A 19207-nucleotide genomic window follows, 5' to 3' on the forward strand; every position below is an offset into this window, starting at 1 on the left:
CGCTGATCGAGGAGAACGCGCGCAATGAGCGATTTCGTTTCGTATTCCCGGATCGAGAACGAACTGGCACCAGGGCTGCGCAACAGCCTGAACCATGCCGAATCGGTGGGCGACGTGAAGAACTTCTTCAACTACACCGTGCGGGAGCTGCTCGAGCGAACGCTCGGCGACGATATCGGCCTCGAGTACGAGGACATCACGCTCGCCAGCGACGGCGAGACTTTCACGGTCAGTGAGCGCCTGCGCAGTCACAGCGCGTTCGCGAACGCAACACAGTCATCGGACCTGAACGCGATCCTCGGCCGTTTTGCGCTGGCTGCCCAACATCGGCTGCGCCATCTCGAAGGACATCCGGAACGCACGAACGCGAAGATCCGCGGCTAGCGCGCATGGCAGCGCGCCTCACAGCGCCGCCAGCGCCTCGGACAATCGCGTCACGCCGACGATCTCCATGCCGTCGATCGGCTTGCGCGGCACGTTGGCCAGCGGGACGATCGCGCGCGTGAACCCGTGCTTGGCGGCTTCCGCCAGTCGTTCGCCGCCGCTGGGAACGGGGCGGATCTCGCCGGCGAGGCCGACTTCACCGAAGCTGACCAGGCCGGCGTCGATGCGCCGATCGCGGTAGCTGGAGACGATCGCGAGCAGCAGCGCAAGGTCAGCAGCAGTCTCGCCGACCTTGATGCCACCGACGACGTTCGCGAACACGTCCTGGTCACCGAGCTGCATGCCGCCGTGACGGTGCAGCACCGCGAGCAACAGTGCGAGCCGGTTCTGGTCCACACCGACCGCCACACGGCGCGGATTCGCACCGAGGCTGTCGTCGACCAGCGCCTGGATTTCGACCAGCAGCGGTCGTGTCCCCTCCCAGACCACCATCACGACGCTGCCCGGGGCGATGTCGGTGCCGCGCGAGAGAAAGATGGCCGAAGGGTTGCGCACTTCGCGCATGCCACGATCGGTCATCGCGAACACGCCGAGCTCGTTCACCGCGCCAAAGCGGTTCTTGCCCGCACGCAGCGCCCGAAAGCGGCTGTCGCCTTCCTCCTCGAGCATGATCGAGCAGTCGATGATGTGCTCCAGCACCTTGGGTCCGGCGAGCGTGCCGTCCTTCGTGACGTGTCCGACGAGGAACAGCGCGCTGCCGGCAGACTTCGCAAACCGGGTGAAACGGGTCGCACTTTCGCGCACCTGCGATACGCCGCCGGGCGCCGACGGCACATCGTCACAGTGCACGACCTGTACCGAATCGACCACCATCACGCGCGGCGCGAACTGCGCCGTCACCTCGAGGATCGCCTCGACGCTGGTCTCGGCAAGCATGCGCAGGCGGTCGGTCGGCAACCCCAGTCGGTGCGCTCGCAGCGCAACCTGTTGCAGCGACTCTTCGCCCGTCACGTAGAGCGCATCCATCTGTTGCGACAACGCGCACATCACCTGCAGCAGCAGCGTACTCTTGCCGGCACCAGGCTGGCCGCCGATCAGATTCACCGACCCGGGCACGATGCCGCCGCCCAGCACGCGGTCGAACTCGACGTAGCCGGTCGAGAAACGTGGGACCTCGGCGAGGTCGATCTGATCCAGCGTCTGCAGCGCCGTCACATCACCCGCATAACCGCCGCGGCGCGTTGCGGTGCCGCGCGGCGCACCGGGCTCGACGAACTGGGTCATGGTGTTCCAGGCGCCGCAATCCGGGCATTGTCCGGCCCACTTGGCCTGCTCCGAACCGCAATCCTGGCACACATAGACGACTCTGGACTTTGCCACACCCGATCCTTACGCTTGGTGCCCATTCATTCTCCGGCGGTCGATTGTGGCAGGGCAAACGCCCCGGCACTACGCCCCCGGACCCGGCAGTTCCCAGAAGATCCCATGGCAGCGAGTCTGATCCAGGAACGGGCTCTCGTCGTCTCACCGACGCTGGCAGCGACGATCGGCCTCGAAGAGGCGGTGATGCTGGCGCTGTTGCACGACGCAGCTCAGTTTGCGCCGCGGCGCGGGCCGTGGTGCGAAATCGACAAGGCAGAGCTGCTGCGCCTGCTGCCGTTCTGGGGCGAGCGCGATTGTCAGCGCATCAGTGCCAGTCTGCGCGACAAGGGCGTGCTTGCGATCGACTCACCACCGCTCGAGCAGAGCGCCTGCCTGCGATTCGCGCTCGATGCGCCTGCGCAAGCGACGACGCACCGTGCAGGCACCACGGCTCCCGCCAGGGCACCCGGCAAGGCACCGATCGCCACACGCTGGCGGCCCGACGAACAGTTGCTGCGTCAGCTCGCGCTGCACGGGATTCCTTCGGTGTTCATCGAGAGCGAGCTCGACGACTTCGTGGCCTACTGGTCCGAGCGCGGAGAACCCGCATTCGCGTGGAACGCAAAGTTCCGCTCGCAGGTGATACGACGCTGGCGGGAGCAGGAGTCGCGCGACGCCGCACGCGAAAGCGGTCCGCAACCGATCGGCCAGGACTGGGAACCCGGGCCCGATGCACTCGAGATCCTGCTTCGCGCCGGTGTGAGTCGCCATTTCATCGAGGATGCGGTACCGGAATTCGTTTTGTACTGGACCGAACGCGGCGAGGCGGCACGCACCTGGAACTCGCGCTTCGTATCGCACGTGAAGCGCCAGTGGGCACGCTACAGCGCGACCATGGACCTCGACAGCGAGCCGCGGCGACTGCCGGCCGACTGGCAGCCGTCGGCCGATGTCTGGGACATCCTGCGCATGGCCAACATCGACAGCGCGTTCGCACGCACGCTGCTGCCCGAGTTCCAGATGTTCTGGACCGACGCCGGCGAAGCGCATCCTTCCTGGAACAGCAAGTTCCTGCAGCACGTGAAGTATCATTGGGCACGCAGCCACCGGGCAGCGAGCACCGCGGAGCACAGGCATGGAACACGGCAAGGATCTGGCGGAACGGGCACTACGCGATCTCGAAGCATCGTCGAAGACCTCACGGACCGCAGCTGGGCCGACTGAGGCGCGCCGCGATCAGGCGCAGGTCGATGCAATCAATCAGGTCTTCGCGCTGTTTCGCCTGAACTACCACAATCAGTACTACAGCGCCTACGGCGACGCCACGCAACTCAACCAGATCAAGCGTCTGTGGCTGGACAGCCTGGCGCAGTTCAGCACGGAAACGATACTGCTCGGCGCGCGGCGCTGCATCGAGACCTCGGAATACCTGCCCACGCTGGCGCGCATGCGCGAATGCTGCAACGACGCGCGCATGGCAGCCCAGGGCCTGCCCGACGCACGCAGTGCGTACCACGAGGCCTGCCTGGCCGGCGAACCGCGCCACGCGCAGCGCTGGAGTCATCCGGCCGTGTATCACGCGGGACGCGAAACCGGCTGGTTCCTGCTCGCATCCACACCGGAGCGCAAGGCGTTTCCGCTGTTCGAGAGCAACTATCAGGCGATCTGCGAACGGCTCGCCAACGGCGAAGTGCTGGAATTGCCGGCCCCGGCGACCGCCGCGACACGCGCGCCGGCACCGCCTTCGCCCGAAGCGCAGCACGACCATCTCGAGCAGCTGCGACGGCAGACCGGAATCGGCTGAAGGCACGCGCACACCCCGGCGTCTCGAAGATCATTTTTTACCCGCACAGGAGGACTTCAACATGACCGGCAACGCCTTTTCGATTCGCGGCCGTACTGCACTCATCACCGGCGCCTCGCGCGGCATCGGACTCGCGATCGCCGAACTGTTCGCCGACGAGGGCGCAGAGGTCGTACTGGTCGCGCGCAAGCAGGAATCGCTGGACGAAGCGGCTGCGGCGATCCGCGCGCGCGGAGGCAAGGCGCATGCGATCGCCTCGCACATGGGCAAGAGCGAGGACATCCAGCACCTGGTCGCCGCACTCGACGAACGCGGACTCGCGATCGATATCCTGGTCAACAACGCCGGCATCAGCCCGCCGCACACCGAATCCTTCGCCGACACGCCGGAATCGCTGTGGGACAAGATCATGGACGTGAACCTGAAGGGTCCGTTCCTGCTGAGCGGTGCGATCGGCAAGCGCATGGTCGCACGCGGCAAGGGCAGCATCATCAACATCAGCACGACATCGGCGCTGATGTCGCAGCCCGAGATCGGCGCGTACTGCGTGTCGAAGGCCGGCCTGAATACCGTGACGCGCTGCTTCGCGCGCGAGTTCGGCCCGCACGGTGTGCGCGTGAACGCGATCTCTGCGGGCGTCATCAGAACCGTGATGGGCGATCACACGCTGAACGACCCAGGGCGCTACGCCGACATGATGAAGATCAACCCGCTGAAGCGTGCCGGCCTGCCCGAGGAAGTGGCGAACGCGGTGCTGTTCTTCGCCAGCGACGCGTCGAGCTACTCGACCGGGACGATCTTCCAGGTCGACGGCGGCGTGCTGAGCTGAGCGCGGACACAGACGCCGATGAACACGCACCACACCGTCACCGACATCTTCCGTTCCCGCGCAGAAGACGGGCACGTCGCACTGCGCCATGGCGACCAGCAGTGGAGCTACCGCGAGCTGATCGCTGCTGGCGCCGAACGCGCTGCGTTCCTGCTCGCCAACCGCCGCGCGGGCCCGTTCCACGTCGGCATCCTGCTCGACAACGTGCCCGAGTTCCCGCTCTGGCTCACCGGCTGCATTCTGGCCGGCGCGACCATGGTGGGTCTGAACCCGACCCGCCGGGGTGCCGACCTCGCGCGCGACATCACGCACACCGACTGCCAGTTCGTGATCAGCGCAGAAGCGTACCGCGCCGAGCTTGCGGGCCTGCGTGATGCGATCGGCAGCGCTCGCATCGTCGACATCGACTCCGGGGAGCATGCCGCGCTGCTCGCGCCATTCGCAGGCGCAGCGCTGCCCGCGGTCACGGTGAACCCGAGCGATACCTTCGCGCTGATCTTCACCTCCGGTTCGAGCGGGGCGCCGAAGGCGTGCATCTGTTCGCATGGGCGTGTTGCGGCGCTCGCCACGCTGGTGTCGCAGTTCTTCGGTTTCGGCCGGGATTGCGTGAGCTATGTATCGATGCCGTGGTTCCACAACGCCGCAATCAGCATGGGCTGGCTGCCCACGGTGGTCGGCACGGGGACAACCATCATCCGCAGGTTCAGCGTCTCGGGCTTCCTGCCGGATGTGCGCCGTTACGGTGTCACGCATTTCAACTACGTGGGCAAGCCGCTCGCGTACCTGTTGACCGCTCCCGAGCAGGCCAACGACCACGACAACTCGCTGCGCATGGTGTTCGGCAACGAAGGAGCGATCGCGGACCAGGAGAATTTCGCCAGGCGCTTCGGCTGCACCGTGATCGACGGTTACGGTTCTACCGAAGGCGGCATCTCGATCGCGCGCACACCGGACATGCCGCGCGGCTGCCTCGGCGTATCGCAACAGCCCGGGGTGAAGGTGCTGAACCCCGAAACCGGCGCGGAATGCCCGCGGGCGCGCTTCGACACCGACGGCAGGCTGCTGAACCCGAATGACGCGATCGGTGAACTTGCCAACGTCGATGGCGCACAAGGCTTCGAGGGTTACTGGAACAACCCCGAGGCCAACCATCGTCGTGTACACGACGGCGTGTTCTGGACCGGAGACCTCGCGTACCGCGACGAGCAGGGTTATTTCTGGTTTGCCGGTCGTGACGACGACTGGTTGCGCGTGGACGGTGAGAACATCGCGTCGGCACAGATCGAGCAGGCCCTGTTCCGCCATCCCGACGTCGTGCTTGCAGGCGTCTACGCGGTGCCCGACGACGTGGTCGGTGACCGCGTGATGGCTGCGCTGCAACTGCGCCCCGGTGCCCGTTTCGACGTCGCGGAGTTCGAACGCTTCCTTGCCGCGCAGACCGACTTCGGCACCAAATGGATGCCGGCGTTCGTGCGCGTGATGCAGGAGATCCCGGTCACTGCCACCGCCAAGGTGATGCGCAGGCAGTTACGCGAGCAGCGCTGGCATACCGATGATCCGCTGTGGTGGAAGCCACGCATGGACGAGCCGTACCGGCGCATGAGCGCAGAAGATGTTGCAGCCTGGGAAGCGCGCTTCGCACCGGGGACGCTGACGCGCCTGTAGGTCGGATTTCAATCCGACGGTGTTGTGGGTCGGGTTTCAGCCCGACCGGGGCCGGCACAATCCCTGTCGGCATGAATGCCGACCCACATTTCCGTCGGCACGAATGCCGAGCCACGTAGGTCGGGTTTCAACCCGACAGGTGTGGCGATTCCCGTCGGCATGAATGCCGACCCACGCAAAAAAGGAGCTGGTTGCAGTGAGTGGAGCACTCGATACGGAACAGATGATCGAATACATGCGCCTGCGTGCGGGGGCGTTCATGCGCATCCTCGACGGCAGCGTGGAAGCGATCGATCAGCAGCGCGGCTGGGCACGGCTGCGCTGGTATCCGACCGAAGCATGCTGCCATTCGGGAACGATCGTGCAGGGCGGTTTCGTGACCTCGATGCTCGATGCGGCGATGGCACACGCGATCACGGCGAAGGTCGGCGTCGGCATGATGGCGCCGACGCTGGAACTGAAGGTGTCGTTCTTCAGGGTCTGCAGCCCCGGGGTGTGCTTCAGCGAAGGCCGCGTGGTGCACAGCACGCGTTCGATCGTATTTGCCGAGGCAGACCTGACCGACGCGGACGGCACGCCGATCGCACGTGCTTCGGCCACCTGCAAGGTGGCGCCGCTGAAGGGCTGAACCGCACCGGCACACTGCCTCTGTCCGAGGCAAAGTGCGGTGCGGCGGGTGCGGCGGGAAGGCGGGCCTCAGCCGCGCAGGTCGCCGGCACGGCCCGCGCGCAGGCGATCGAGCGCGGGGTCGAGACGGCGCGAACGCACGATCTGCGGTGCACGCACCAGATAGAACAGGCTCGCAAAACCGCTCCAGACATGGACCAGCCGGGTGAACGGGAACACCAGGAATACGGTCATCCCCAGAAACATGTGCGCCTTGAATACCCAGCCCACGTCGGCCAGCAGCGGAACGGCGCCGCCACGGAACGTCACGACGCGCTGAGCCCATCCAGCCAGTTTGAGCATCGTGCTGCCATCGAGATGCTGGGCGGAAAGCGGGATGGTGGCCAACCCGAGCAGCAGTTGCAGCCACAGCAGCACGGCGATCAGGATGTCACCGGGGCGCGATGCGGCACGGATGCGCTCGTCGAACAACCTCCGCTGCAACAGCAGCGTCAACCCGATGAAGCCCAGCGTGCCGGCGATTCCACCCGAAACCATCGCCAGCAGCTGCTTTGCACCGCTGCTGATGAAGGGTTCGTAGATGAAGTGCGGTGTCAGCATGCCGACCAGGTGGCCGAAGAACAGGAACAGCACGCCGATGTGGAACAGGTTGTTCGCCAGGCGCAACTGCCCGCGTCGCAGCAACTCCGAGGAATCGCTCTTCCACGTGTACTGGTCACGGTCGAAGCGGATCAGGCTGCCGACCAGAAAGACGGCCATGCAGATATACGGATAGATTCCAAACAGCAGGTAATCGAGAGCGTTCATGACGGGGCTCCGTTGCTGGAAACAGGTACGGCGACGCGCTGCGGCTCGCCAACCAATCGAACCGGGTCGGCGGAAGCGACCGGCTGTGGTCGTGCGCGATACGGCGTGCAGCCGTCGAAGGCGGGCGGCTCTTCCCACAATGCATCGAGTGCGGGCTCTGGAGCCGACTCCACGGCAGTCGGCTCCTCACCGGCAAGCTCGACGATCGCCGCGATCGCCGACGCGTACGGCGACTCCAGGCGACGCAGCGCGCTGTGGATCGCATTGAGGATATGGGTCAGCTCGCCAAGGAACCCGCGCGTCTGCGTTGCCGGCTGGGTCGAGGCAAATTCGAGCACTGCCGGCAGGTAATCGGGCAACTCGCCTGGCGCGAGCAGCAGCCCCGCCTGTTCGTAGCTGTGGCGCAGATCGACCAGTGCCGGACCGCGCTCGCGCGAGTCTCCGTGCACATGCTCGAACAGGTGCAACGAGCAGGCACGGGAGGAATCGAACACCCTCACGTACTCTGCTTCGGCATCGAGCGGGTCGCTGTCCGCAAGGCTCCTTGCCAGCCGATCGAGTTCCGCGAGGCGATCGTCCGACAGCGGAGCACCCGCCCGGCGCGCGGCATGCAGCGTTGCACGCAGCTCCGGCAGCGCCTGGCGCAATTCGCCGTCCGGGTAATCGATCAGGCGTGCAAGGGCGCGCAACGCAGCGCCCGCAGCACGATCCGGAGCCTGGGCAAAGGCATTCATGGGCACACTCCTCACTCGACCAGCTTCACGGGAATCGTGCGGCGGCGACCGCTTCCGAACAGGCTGGCTTCGCTGCTGCCGTCCGAGCAGCCGTTGCCGAAGCTGAAGCCACAGCCGCCACGCAGCTCGAACGCGTTCTCGGCGTACTCGCGATGCGTCGAAGGAATCACGAAGCGGTCCTCGTAGTTCGCGATTGCGAGCAGTCGGTACATGCTCTCGGCCTCTGCCTCGTCGAGTCCGACCTGCGCCAGCACCGTCGCATCGGGCGCGCCATCCACGTGACGCGAGCGTTGCCACGCGCGCATCGCGAGCATGCGTTCCAGCGCAGAAATCACCGGTGCCGGATCGCCTGCGGTCAGCAGGTTCGCGAGGTACTGCACCGGGATGCGCAGCTCGTTGACGTCGGGAATCACGCCCTTGGTGGCGAGCTGCCCGGCAGCAGCCGCCGCAGTGATCGGCGACAGCGGCGGCACGTACCAGACCATCGGCAGCGTGCGGTATTCGGGATGCAGCGGCAGCGCAATCTTCCAATCGACCGCCATGCGGTAGACCGGACTCGAGCGCGCCGCTTCCAGCCACGCTTCGGGCACGCCGTCGCGGCGCGCCGCGGCGATCACCTGCGGGTCCGAGGGATCGAGGAAGACGCCGAGCTGCGCCGGGTAGAGATCCTTTTCGTCGGCAACGGCCGCTGCCTCGGCGATGCGATCGGCGTCGTAGAGCAACACGCCGAGATAACGGATGCGGCCAACACAGGTCTCCGAACACACGGTGGGCATACCCGCTTCGATGCGCGGGTAGCAGAAGGTGCACTTCTCGGCCTTGCCGGACTTCCAGTTGTAATAGATCTTCTTGTACGGACAGCCGGACACACACATGCGCCAACCACGGCACTTGTCCTGGTCGATCAGGACCACGCCGTCTTCCTCGCGCTTGTAGATCGAACCCGAGGGACAGCTCGCGACGCACGCCGGGTTCAGGCAGTGCTCGCAAAGCCGCGGCAGATACATCATGAAGGTGTTTTCGAACTCGCCGTACATCTGCTTCTGTACCTGCTCGAAGTTCGTGTCTGCGGAGCGGCTGGCGAACTCACCACCGAGGATTTCCTCCCAGTTCGGCCCCCATTCGATCTTCTCCATGCGCTGGCCGGTGATCAGGCTGCGCGGGCGTGCCGTTGGTGCTGCACTCATTTCGGGTGCCGAGTGCAGGTGTTCGTAATCGAAGGTGAACGGTTCGTAGTAGTCGTCGATCTCCGGCATGTTCGGGTTCGAGAAGATGCGCGACAGCAGCTTCAGTTTGCCGCCCTGGCGCAACTCCAGACTGCCGTCCTCACGAAGCACCCAGCCACCCTGCCACTGTTGCTGGTCCTCCCAGTGCTTGGGGTAGCCGATCCCCGGCTTGCTCTCGACGTTGTTGAACCACGCGTACTCCACGCCGGGACGACTGGTCCAGACGTTCTTGCACGTCACCGAGCAGGTATGACAGCCGATGCACTTGTCGAGGTTCAGCACCATGCCGATCTGCGCGCGTACTTTCATCGGGTCATCTCCTGTGCAGGGGGCACGTTCACACTGGTACCGGCCGGCGTATCCAGCCAGTCCACCTTTGCCATGCGGCGCACGACGACAAACTCGTCGCGGTTGGTGCCGATCGTGCCGTAGTAGTTGAAGCCGTAGCTGAGCTGTGCGTAACCGCCGATCATGTGCGTCGGCTTCAGCACCACGCGCGTGACCGAGTTGTGGATGCCGCCACGCGCTCCGGTGATTTCCGAGCCGGGCGTGTTGATGATCTTCTCCTGCGCGTGGTACATCATGACCATGCCGGGCTTGACGCGCTGGCTGACTACCGCGCGCGCAGCGATGGCCCCGTTCAGGTTGAACAGCTCGATCCAGTCGTTGTCGACGATTCCGGCACGGCGTGCGTCGTCTTCGGACATCCACACACACGGGCCACCGCGGCTCAGCGTCAGCATCAGCAGGTTGTCCGTGTACGTCGAGTGGATACCCCACTTCTGGTGCGGCGTGATGAAGTTCAGCACCACTTCCGGGTTGCCGTTCGAGCGCACGCCATGGATACCGGCAGTGGCCTTCAGATCCACCGGCGGGCGATAGCTCGCCAGCCCCTCGCCGAATGCGAGCATCCACGGGTGGTCCTGGTAGAACTGCTGGCGACCGCTCAGCGTGCGCCACGGAATCAGCTCGTGCACGTTGGTGTAGCCGGCGTTGTAGGACACGTGCTCCGACTCCAGCCCGCTCCAGGTCGGCGAGCTGATGATCTTGCGGGGCTGCGCCTGGATATCGCGAAAACGGATCTTCTCGTCCTCGCGCGGCAGCGCGAGGTGCGTATGGTCACGCCCGGTCTGGCGACCGAGTGCGGCCCATGCCTTCACGGCGACGTGGCCATTGGTTTCGGGTGCCAGCATCAGCACCGTCTCGGCGGCGTCGATGTCGGTCAGGATGCGCGGCATGCCCTGCGTTGCACCTTCTTCGCGAACCGTACCGTTCAGCGCTGCGAGGGCATCGACTTCGTCGCGGGTATTCCACGCGATTCCCTTGCCGCCGTTGCCGATGCGCTGCATCAGCGGTCCGAGCGCCGTGAACTGCCTGTATACGTTCGGATAGTCGCGCTCGACGACGCCGATCTGCGGCGCCGTGCGCCCGGGAACGAGCGGCACTTCACCGCGTTTCCAGTCTCGCACCTCGAGCGCCTGCCCGAGTTCGCCCGGTGAATCATGCATCAGCGGCGTCAGCACCACCTCGCGCTCCAGACCGAGGTGCCCCTGGCACACCTCGCTGAACGCACGCGCGAAGCCCTTGTAGATTTCCCAGTCACTGCGTGCCTCCCACGCCGGGTCGACCGCGGTCGACAGCGGGTGGATGAACGGGTGCATGTCGCTGGTATTGAGGTCGTTCTTCTCGTACCAGGTGGCGGTTGGCAGCACGATATCGGAGTACAGACAGGTGGTGCTCATACGGAAGTCGAGCGTTACCAGCAGGTCGAGCTTGCCTTCGGGTGCCTGCTCGTGCCAAACCACCTCGGCCGGCCGTGCGTCGTCGGCGCCGAGGTCGCGCCCCTGCACGCCGTGCGATGTACCGAGCAGATGCTTCAGGAAGTACTCGTGACCCTTGCCGCTCGAGCCGAGCAGGTTCGAGCGCCACACGAACATGTTGCGCGGCCAGTTGTCCGGATGATCCGGATCCTCGCAGCTCATGCGCAGCGTACCGTCGGCGAGTGCATCGGTGACGTACTGCACTGCATCCTTGCCGGCAGCCTGCGCATCGCGCACGAGCTCGAGCGGATTCCGCTGCAACTGCGGCGCCGATGGCAGCCAGCCCATGCGCTCGGCGCGCACGTTGTAGTCGATCATGCTGCCGCCGAAGGCGCTGCGGTCAGCGAGCGGCGACAGCACCTCGTCGACCGCGAGCTTCTCGTAGCGCCACTGGTCGGTATGCGCGTAGAAAAAGCTGGTCGAGTTCATCTGCCGCGGCGGGCGGATCCAGTCGAGTGCGAACGCCAGTGCGGTCCAGCCGGTCTGCGGCCTGAGCTTTTCCTGCCCGACGTAATGTGACCAGCCGCCACCCGATTTGCCGATGCAACCGCAGAGCATCAGCATGTTGATGACGCTGCGGTAGTTCATGTCGGAGTGGTACCAGTGGTTCATGCCGGCACCGATGATCACCATCGAACGCCCCTTGGTACGCTCGGCGTTGTCCGCAAACTCGCGTGCAATCGCAATCACCTGCGCGCGAGGCACGCCGGTTATCTTCTCCTGCCATGCGGGCGTATAGGGTGCGTCCGCGTCGTAGTCGGGCCGCGCGGCCTCGCCACCGTCGCCACGCGCAACACCGTAGTTCGCGGCCAGCAGGTCGAACACCGTGGCAACCACGAGCTCCGGGGCAGCAGCGGCGGGATCGAGCGCGATGCGCTGCACCGGCACCTCGCGCACGACGATCTCGTCACCCGGGTTATTGTCGAAATGCGGTGTCTGGATGCCGCCGAAGTACGGGAAGCCGATGCGCTGCAACTCCGCTGCCTGACCGCCTTCGGTCACCGACAGGCGCAGGCGCACCTCGTTGCCACCCCCCGCTTCCTTCGCCTCCAGGTTCCACTGCCCGGCATCCGGACGTCCGTCCGGGCCCCAGCGGAAGCCGATGGCACCGTTCGGTACGACGACCTTGCCGTCGGCGTCGCAGGCCAGCGTCTTCCACTCGGGGTTGTTGCTCTGGCCGAGCTGTCCGACCAGGTCCGACGCGCGCAGATAGCGATCGGGCACCAGCAGCGGCTTGCCGTCCGGACCCGTGCGCTGCTTCAGCACCACCAGCATCGGCAGGTCGGTGAAGCGGCGTGCGTAGTCGTCGAAATACGCGCTGCGGCGCTCGAAGTAGAACTCACTGAGAATCACGTGCCCCATCGCCATCGCAACGGCTGCATCGGTTCCCTGGCGCGGGTGCAGCCACGAATCGGCAAGCTTCGCGACCTCGGAATAATCGGGCGTGATCGCAACCGTCTTGGTACCGCGGTAGCGCACCTCGGTGAAGAAGTGCGCATCCGGGGTACGCGTCTGCGGCACGTTGGATCCCCACGCGATGATGTAGCCGCTGTTGTACCAGTCGGCCGATTCGGGAACGTCGGTCTGCTCACCCCAGATCTGCGGGCTCGACGGCGGCAGGTCGCAGTACCAGTCGTAGAAGCTCATGCAGACGCCACCGATCAGGCTCAGGTAACGGCTGCCGGCGGCATAGCTGACCATCGACATCGCCGGGATCGGTGAAAAGCCGACGACGCGATCCGGTCCGTGGCGGCGGATCGTGTACACGTTGGCAGCCGCAACGAGCTCGTTGACCTCGTCCCAGCTCGCGCGCACGAAGCCGCCCATGCCACGCCGGCTCTGGTAGTCGCGTCGCTTCGCCTCATCGGTGGCGATCGCCGCCCACGCGGCCACCGGATCCAGCGTGCGGCGCGCCTCGCGCCAGTGACGCAGCAGCCGTGCGCGCACCATCGGATACTTCACCCGGTTGGCGCTGTAGAGGTACCACGAATAGCTCGCACCGCGCGCACAGCCGCGCGGCTCGTGGTTCGGCATCTCGGGGCGCGTGCGCGGATAGTCGGTCTGCTGCGTCTCCCACGTCACCAGCCCGCCCTTGACGTGGATCTTCCACGAGCAGGACCCGGTGCAGTTCACGCCGTGCGTGGAGCGCACCACCTTGTCGTGCGCCCAACGGTTGCGGTACGCATCCTCCCAGGTACGGTCCTCGCCGGTGGTAGTCCCGTGCCCGTCTGCAAAGCTCTCGCGACGACGGGAAAAATACTTCAGGCGATCGAGAAAATGGCTCATGTCCTTGTCTCCACGAAATCACGCCACTGCAACAGGTCGCTCAGCACGGGCGTGCTGCGCCACGCCGCGAATAGAACAACCAGGTCAACACCACGCACACCAGGTAAAAGCCGATGAAGGTCCACAGCGCGGCATGCGGACTGCCGGTCAGCGCAATCGAACTGCCGTAGCTCTTCGGGATGAAGAATCCGCCGTAGGCACCGATCGCACCACTGAAGCCGAGCACCGCGGCGGCCTGGCGGTTGCCATCCCTGACCGCGCTCTCCTGCGCCTCGCTGCCACGCCCACGCGCCGCCTCGGTGCACTCGTCCATGAAGATCACCGGGATCATCCTGAACGTCGACCCGTTGCCCACGCCGGTCGCGATGAACAGCAGCATGAACGCCAGGAAGAAGCCGGTGAGGTTGCCGGTCGCGCCCTCGACTCCCGGCGTGGGCAGGAAATGCAGCGCAAGCCACACCCCCACGATCATCACCGCGAAGTTCCAGAAGGTCACACGGGCCCCGCCGATCCGATCCGACAACCAGCCACCGACAGGGCGCGCGACCGCACCGGCAAATGGTCCCATCCACGCGAACTCGAGGGGATCCACTCCGGGAAACTGGCTCTTGATCAGCAGCGGAAAACCCGCCGAAAAGCCGATGAACGACCCGAAGGTACCGATATAGAGCCAGCACATGATCCAGGTGTGGCGATTGCGGAAGATCACGGCCTGATCGACGAACGAGGCTCGCGCATCGGCAATGTCGTGCATCATCAGGAAAGCGAGCAGCGCAACGATCAGGATCGGCGCGACCCACAGGAAGCCGGCGTTCTGCAGCCAGATGTGCACCGTCTCGCCGTCTGGCAGTTCGATGATTTTCGGATCGCCGCCGAACCAGCCGAACACACCAGCGCCGATCACCAGCGGCACCATGAACTGCACCGACGATACGCCGAGGTTGCCAAGGCCTGCATTCAGGCCGAGCGCCGAACCCTTGCGCTCCTTCGGGAAGAAAAAGCTGATGTTTGCCATCGACGAGGAGAAGTTGCCTCCGCCGAGTCCGCACGCCGCGGCCAGCAGCAGCATCACCCAGTAGGGAGTCTGCGGATCCTGCACCGCCACGCCGATGCCGATGCATGGCAGCAGCAGCAACAGCGTGGAAATCACGGTCCAGCGCCGTCCGCCGACCATCGACACGATGAAGGAATAGAAGATCCGCAATGTGGCGCCCGACAGCGCCGGCAGCGCCGTCAGCCAGAACAACTGGTCGGTGGTGTACGCGAAGCCGGCCGCAGGCAGCTTCGTCACCACGGCGCTCCACACCATCCACACCGCAAACGCGAGAAACAGCGCCGGGATCGAGATCCAGAGATTGCGATTTGCTATCGCTCGCCCCTGGGTCTCCCAGAACGCCCGATCTTCGGGTGTCCAGACGCGCAGCACATGTCTGGACGGGTTGCTGTCGATCATTGCCTGCTCCCGTTGGGTGATGAGGCCAGGCCTGCGCCACGCAGACTGAAGCTCGATGCGTGTCTGCCCATGACCTCGGTCTTGCGTACCTCGGTGAAGTACATCCAGATCAGCGACATCCAGACGACGCCGTAAAGGAACATGAAGGCGCTGGAACGCACCCCGGTGAAGTCGAGCAATGCGCCGAAGATGATCGGCAGGATGAAGCCGCCGAGCCCGCCGGCAAGGCCGACCACCCCCGAGATCACGCCGATGTTGTGCGGATAGTCGTCGGAGATGTACTTGAACACCGACGCCTTGCCGAAGGCCCACGCAATGCCGAGCACGAACATCAGGATCGAGAATGGCCAGATGCCGAGCCCGAGATGGAAGCTGCGCGGCCCGTCGACGGTGGTGATCGTGAAGTCGGTTTGCGGATAGCTGAGGATGAACAGGCAGATCCAGCTCACCCACAGCACCCACCAGGTGACCTGGTGTGCGCCATAACGGTCGGATAGCCAGCCGCCGATTGCGCGCAACACCCCGCCCGGCAGCGAGAAGCAGGCTGCGAGCAGCGCCGCGGCACGGATATCCAGGCCAAACTCACCGACGTAGTACTGCACCATCCACAGGCTGAGCGCGACGTAGCCACCAAAGACGATCGAGTAGAACTGGCAGAGCTTCCACACCTTCGGATCACGCAACACCGTCAACTGCTCGCGCCAGGTCACACCGGAGTCGACCCGGTGTGCGGGATCGGAGTACGAAAACATCCAGAACAGGACGGCGGTCACCAGCATCACCACCGCGTAGGTCTGCGGCACCAGGGTCCAGCCGAAGGCAACCACGATCGCAGGAGCAACGAACTTGTTCACCGCGGCGCCGGAATTGCCGGCGCCGTAGATTCCCATCGCGAAGCCCTGGCGTTCGCGCGCAAACCAGCGTGCGACGTAGGGTGTGCCGACCGAGAACGAGCCGCCGGCCAGACCGACGAACAGACCGAGCACGAGGAACTGCCACAATTCGGTGGCGTAACCGATCAGCCAGATCGGCACCACGCACAGCATCATCAGGATGAACAGCACGATGCGCCCGCCGAAGCGATCGGTCCACATGCCGAGCGGCACGCGCACCAGCGAACCGGTCAGCACCGGAGTTGCCGCCAGCAGCCCGAACTCGGTCGCATTCAATCCCAGAGCGTCGCGGATCGGGATACCGATCACGCCGAACATCATCCAGACCATGAAGCACACCGTGAAAGCGAGCGTGCTCACGATCAGCACCGAAAGCGCCTGTGCATTCCTGTTCATCTGCGCCCCCCAATCGATGTGCCGACTGTAGGTGGCCGCGTCACGCCGCGGCATCCGCCGGCAGGGATGGGTCAGGCAAGGCAGAAGGAGGATGCGGCATCGTCCGAAGGAACTATGCCCATCGGCGGCGCGTCATCGTGACTCGACGGCGCAAGCTGACTGTTGGAGCAAGCAGCTCCCACGGGAGCGAGAGGAAATGGACGCCATGTTCTGGTCATCCGGCAGCATGCGTGCTATACGGCAAGTTGCCGCGAAAAAACACGGCGAACTTGCGAACCTGATCGAAAGGAAAGACGAGCAGGATGTTGTTTTTCATGACTTTGGATTCTGGAGATTTTTTATCAGTGTTTGGATGGCGCTCGAAGTCGCTGCGTGCTAGATGGATGAGTGCCGTGTTACAACACGGACGATTCCCGTCCACTCACTGTTAGTTTCGCTCCGCTTTTCGTGCAGAAGACAAAGTTGATGCTGTTCAGCGCGCAGGCGTTGTTGCACCAGAAAGCGCTCGCCGTGATTTCGCCGAGTCGTGGTTCAAACCGAGCGGCTATCGGCCAACGGTGATATGCACCAGTTTTGGGGCATTTGCCGTTGTCAGCCGCTGACGTCAGTTGTTCCGCGCGCGACGGAGTCTGAGCCAGGCTTGTGTGCGTTTGGAGATATCGCAACGGGGCTTGCAAGCGTGTGGCCGCGCGCGGCAGAGTAAGGCTGGATAGCGCGCTGTGCGTGAAGTTTGGAAAGTCGAAACTAACCCATCGCTGCAGGCACGACGGCCCTGTCGGGCCGCGGCCTGAGCTCAAACGTTATGCGCTCTTGTGGCCGCGCAGCCTGATTCATGTGAAAATCTACGCCATTCTTCCTAGTCGGCACCCAATCTCCATGAAATCCCCGAAGTTTGACCGTTCTAAGCATGTGTACCGAAACGATGCGTTCGCCGAATTGGTAAAGGACGCAGTTCGTTTCTTCAACGGGACCCCGGTTCATACGCTGCCTCCCCCAGAAGAATTTTTTGGAACGGGGGTATATGCGTTGTATTACACGGGCAAGAATCCGCAATACAAAAAGTACGCAGACCTAAATCGGCTGGCTTACAGCCATCCAATTTATGTTGGCAAGGCTGTGCCAAAAGGCTGGCGGCAATCGCGAATCTCAGATGGCGAGGGGGTGCAGTCGAAGGAACTGTATACGCGGTTGCGCGAGCATTCGAGGAGTATTACGCAGGGTGCCGGCTTAGAGCTTAAGGATTTCTCCAGCCGTTTCGTAATCTTCGAAAAAGAAGGCTCCGATATGATCGGAACCATTGAGGCTGCGCTAATTAAGTTAAACCGGCCGCTTTGGAATACCGCTGTTGATGGGTTTGGCAATCATGATCCCGGTAGTGGGCGCTATGAGCAGGCCAAGTCAGATTGGGATGTCATCCATCCTGGTCGATCTTGGGCAGAAAAATGTAATGGCCGTCCTACAGACAAGCGCACGATTCTCAGCAATATTGAGCGTCATCTTAAAAGTCTCGGGTGATTGCAATGCGTTCTTTGGAAGTGTTCTCGGGGGCCGGCGGCCTCGCAAAGGGCCTTGAGCAAGCGGGCTTCGAGCACTCTGCTTTTGTAGAGTTCAACAAGCATGCATGTGCATCACTCTCAGAGAACTTCACGCCAGAGAGAGTTTTCTTTGGAGACATAAGAGATTTTGATTTGGGTAGCGTGGGGTCTGTTGATGTTGTTGCAGGTGGCCCGCCGTGTCAGCCGTTCTCTCTTGGTGGCAAGCACAAAGCAGATCAAGATGATCGAGACATGTTTCCTTATGCCATTAGAGCAATTGAGTTCCTTACGCCTAAGGCCTTTGTTTTTGAGAACGTAAAGGGCCTGCTTAGGCCAAGTTTCGCTGAGTATTTTGAATACATTATTCTTCGCCTTACTTATCCGGGCTTCTCAGCGAAGCCAAAGATGGCGTGGCAAGATCATCTGGCGCAACTTAGAGCGGCGAACAAGTTCGCGTACGCCGGCGTTAAGTATGACGTTCAATATAAACTCATAAACGCTGCGGACTATGGCGTTCCTCAAACCCGCGAGCGTGTGGTTATCGTTGGAATTCGTTCAGACCTTAAGAAAACATGGTCCTTCCCGGCTGCAACACACTCGGAAGATCGGCTGCTTTGGGAAATGCATGTGTCGGGAGAGTACTGGCGGCGGCACCGAGTGGCGCTTGCAAAGCGCCCCAGCATCGAACCGTCCATGCAAGAGCGGATCGCGCGCATCAACGAGCGTTATGGGCTCTTTGAGCCCGAACTTCTACCTTGGAAAACTGTGCGAGACGCGCTCCATGACGTTCCTGATCCACGGAGCAAGCATGGCATTGCAGACCACATCTTTAAGGATGGGGCGCGTAGTTACGCTGGCCACACTGGCAGTGATTATGACTGGCCTTCAAAGACCATTAAGGCCGGAGGCCATGGCGTGCCGGGCGGGGAGAACATGATCCGCTACGCGGATGAAAGCATTCGCTACTTCACCGTCTTTGAAGCAAAACGCATCCAAACCTTCCCGGATGATTTCATTATCAAAGGTGCGTGGGGCGAGGCAATGCGTCAAATTGGCAACGCCGTCCCGGTTGCTCTAGGTGAAGTCTTTGGCACCCATCTTTGGTCGCTGCTCTCGAAAAAATATTCCGCTGCTAAGGCGTCTGCCAAGTAATTGGCAATTAGTTTGAGTGTTCGCGCATAACGAATAGGGATAGGTCGCGCGCAGCCGCGACCTGATCCCGGGTTGAACAAGCCCGTGCCCTGGAGTGGCGAACGCTTTTTTATAGGGGAAAGCTTTTCGGACGTGTGAGGGCATCGTTGCCCGATCAGGCGGATGATTTTCACCAGACGAACGCGGCCCGCACCCGCGAGCGCAGCGTGTCTTGCCTGTCTGGATCCATCAGTG

16 protein-coding genes are annotated in these 19207 nt (G+C 63.5%); 9 read left to right on the top strand and 7 right to left on the bottom strand.

The window, feature by feature from the left end; translation table 11 throughout:
• Window positions 1-24 precede the first annotated feature (24 nt).
• The gene (locus H7A12_16110; protein MCP5322307.1) at window positions 25-384 is read left to right on the top strand and encodes a hypothetical protein; all 360 of its coding nucleotides are present in this window, start codon (window positions 25-27) and stop codon (window positions 382-384) included.
• Between the two features lie 18 nt (window positions 385-402).
• On the opposite strand, the gene radA is transcribed toward H7A12_16110, so the two are convergent.
• Window positions 403-1764, bottom strand: a complete 1362-nt coding sequence (gene radA, locus H7A12_16115) for a DNA repair protein RadA (GenBank protein MCP5322308.1) — start codon at window positions 1762-1764, stop codon at window positions 403-405.
• Between the two features lie 105 nt (window positions 1765-1869).
• On the opposite strand from radA, the gene H7A12_16120 reads away from it, so the two are divergent.
• The 5 genes from H7A12_16120 to H7A12_16140 all read left to right on the top strand — a co-directional run bounded on the left by H7A12_16120 (window position 1870) and on the right by H7A12_16140 (window position 6672).
• The gene (locus H7A12_16120) at window positions 1870-2970 is read left to right on the top strand and encodes a hypothetical protein (protein MCP5322309.1); all 1101 of its coding nucleotides are present in this window, start codon (window positions 1870-1872) and stop codon (window positions 2968-2970) included.
• On the top strand, window positions 2882-3550 hold the full coding sequence (locus H7A12_16125) for a hypothetical protein (GenBank protein ID MCP5322310.1): 669 nt from the start codon (window positions 2882-2884) through the stop codon (window positions 3548-3550). Before H7A12_16120 ends, H7A12_16125 begins: the two co-directional genes overlap by 89 nt.
• 61 nt (window positions 3551-3611) lie before the next feature.
• Window positions 3612-4379: an SDR family oxidoreductase gene (locus tag H7A12_16130; protein MCP5322311.1), complete on the top strand. Its 768-nt coding sequence runs from the start codon at window positions 3612-3614 to the stop codon at window positions 4377-4379.
• Between the two features lie 18 nt (window positions 4380-4397).
• Window positions 4398-6044 (top strand): AMP-binding protein, encoded by a 1647-nt coding sequence (locus tag H7A12_16135; protein MCP5322312.1) that lies wholly within the window; start codon window positions 4398-4400, stop codon window positions 6042-6044.
• Window positions 6045-6240: 196 nt separating this feature from the next.
• Window positions 6241-6672 carry a PaaI family thioesterase gene (locus tag H7A12_16140; protein ID MCP5322313.1) on the top strand — a complete coding sequence of 144 codons (432 nt, stop codon included), beginning with the start codon at window positions 6241-6243 and terminating at the stop codon, window positions 6670-6672.
• Between the two features lie 68 nt (window positions 6673-6740).
• Here the strand turns inward: H7A12_16140 and narI are convergent, their stop codons facing one another.
• The 6 genes from narI to H7A12_16170 are packed head-to-tail and all read right to left on the bottom strand — an operon-like array spanning window position 6741 to window position 16286.
• Entirely contained in the window at window positions 6741-7478 is a 738-nt protein-coding gene (gene narI, locus H7A12_16145) for a respiratory nitrate reductase subunit gamma (GenBank protein ID MCP5322314.1), read from the bottom strand.
• On the bottom strand, window positions 7475-8212 hold the full coding sequence (gene narJ / locus H7A12_16150) for a nitrate reductase molybdenum cofactor assembly chaperone (GenBank protein MCP5322315.1): 738 nt from the start codon (window positions 8210-8212) through the stop codon (window positions 7475-7477). The genes narI and narJ overlap by 4 nt, the downstream gene beginning before the upstream one ends.
• 11 nt (window positions 8213-8223) lie before the next feature.
• Entirely contained in the window at window positions 8224-9747 is a 1524-nt protein-coding gene (narH, locus tag H7A12_16155) for a nitrate reductase subunit beta (GenBank protein MCP5322316.1), read from the bottom strand.
• On the bottom strand, window positions 9744-13544 hold the full coding sequence (locus H7A12_16160; GenBank protein ID MCP5322317.1) for a nitrate reductase subunit alpha: 3801 nt from the start codon (window positions 13542-13544) through the stop codon (window positions 9744-9746). Before H7A12_16160 ends, narH begins: the two co-directional genes overlap by 4 nt.
• 40 nt (window positions 13545-13584) lie before the next feature.
• Complete coding sequence (locus H7A12_16165) at window positions 13585-14997, bottom strand: NarK family nitrate/nitrite MFS transporter (protein MCP5322318.1); 1413 nt, start codon at window positions 14995-14997, stop codon at window positions 13585-13587.
• Complete coding sequence (locus tag H7A12_16170) at window positions 14994-16286, bottom strand: NarK/NasA family nitrate transporter (protein ID MCP5322319.1); 1293 nt, start codon at window positions 16284-16286, stop codon at window positions 14994-14996. The genes H7A12_16165 and H7A12_16170 overlap by 4 nt, the downstream gene beginning before the upstream one ends.
• Window positions 16287-16482: 196 nt before the next feature.
• Here H7A12_16170 and H7A12_16175 point away from each other — a divergent pair, with 196 nt between their 5' ends.
• From H7A12_16175 to dcm, 3 genes are all read left to right on the top strand, one after another.
• A complete protein-coding gene (locus H7A12_16175) occupies window positions 16483-16665 on the top strand; it encodes a hypothetical protein (GenBank protein MCP5322320.1) in 183 nt (60 codons plus the stop codon).
• A gap of 497 nt (window positions 16666-17162) precedes the next feature.
• On the top strand, window positions 17163-17801 hold the full coding sequence (locus H7A12_16180; protein MCP5322321.1) for an Eco29kI family restriction endonuclease: 639 nt from the start codon (window positions 17163-17165) through the stop codon (window positions 17799-17801).
• A gap of 5 nt (window positions 17802-17806) precedes the next feature.
• Entirely contained in the window at window positions 17807-18973 is a 1167-nt protein-coding gene (gene dcm, locus H7A12_16185; GenBank protein MCP5322322.1) for a DNA (cytosine-5-)-methyltransferase, read from the top strand.
• Window positions 18974-19207 lie beyond the last annotated feature (234 nt).

The sequence above is a fragment of the Pseudomonadales bacterium genome (assembly GCA_024234165.1).
GTDB lineage: Bacteria > Pseudomonadota > Gammaproteobacteria > Pseudomonadales > UBA5518 > UBA5518.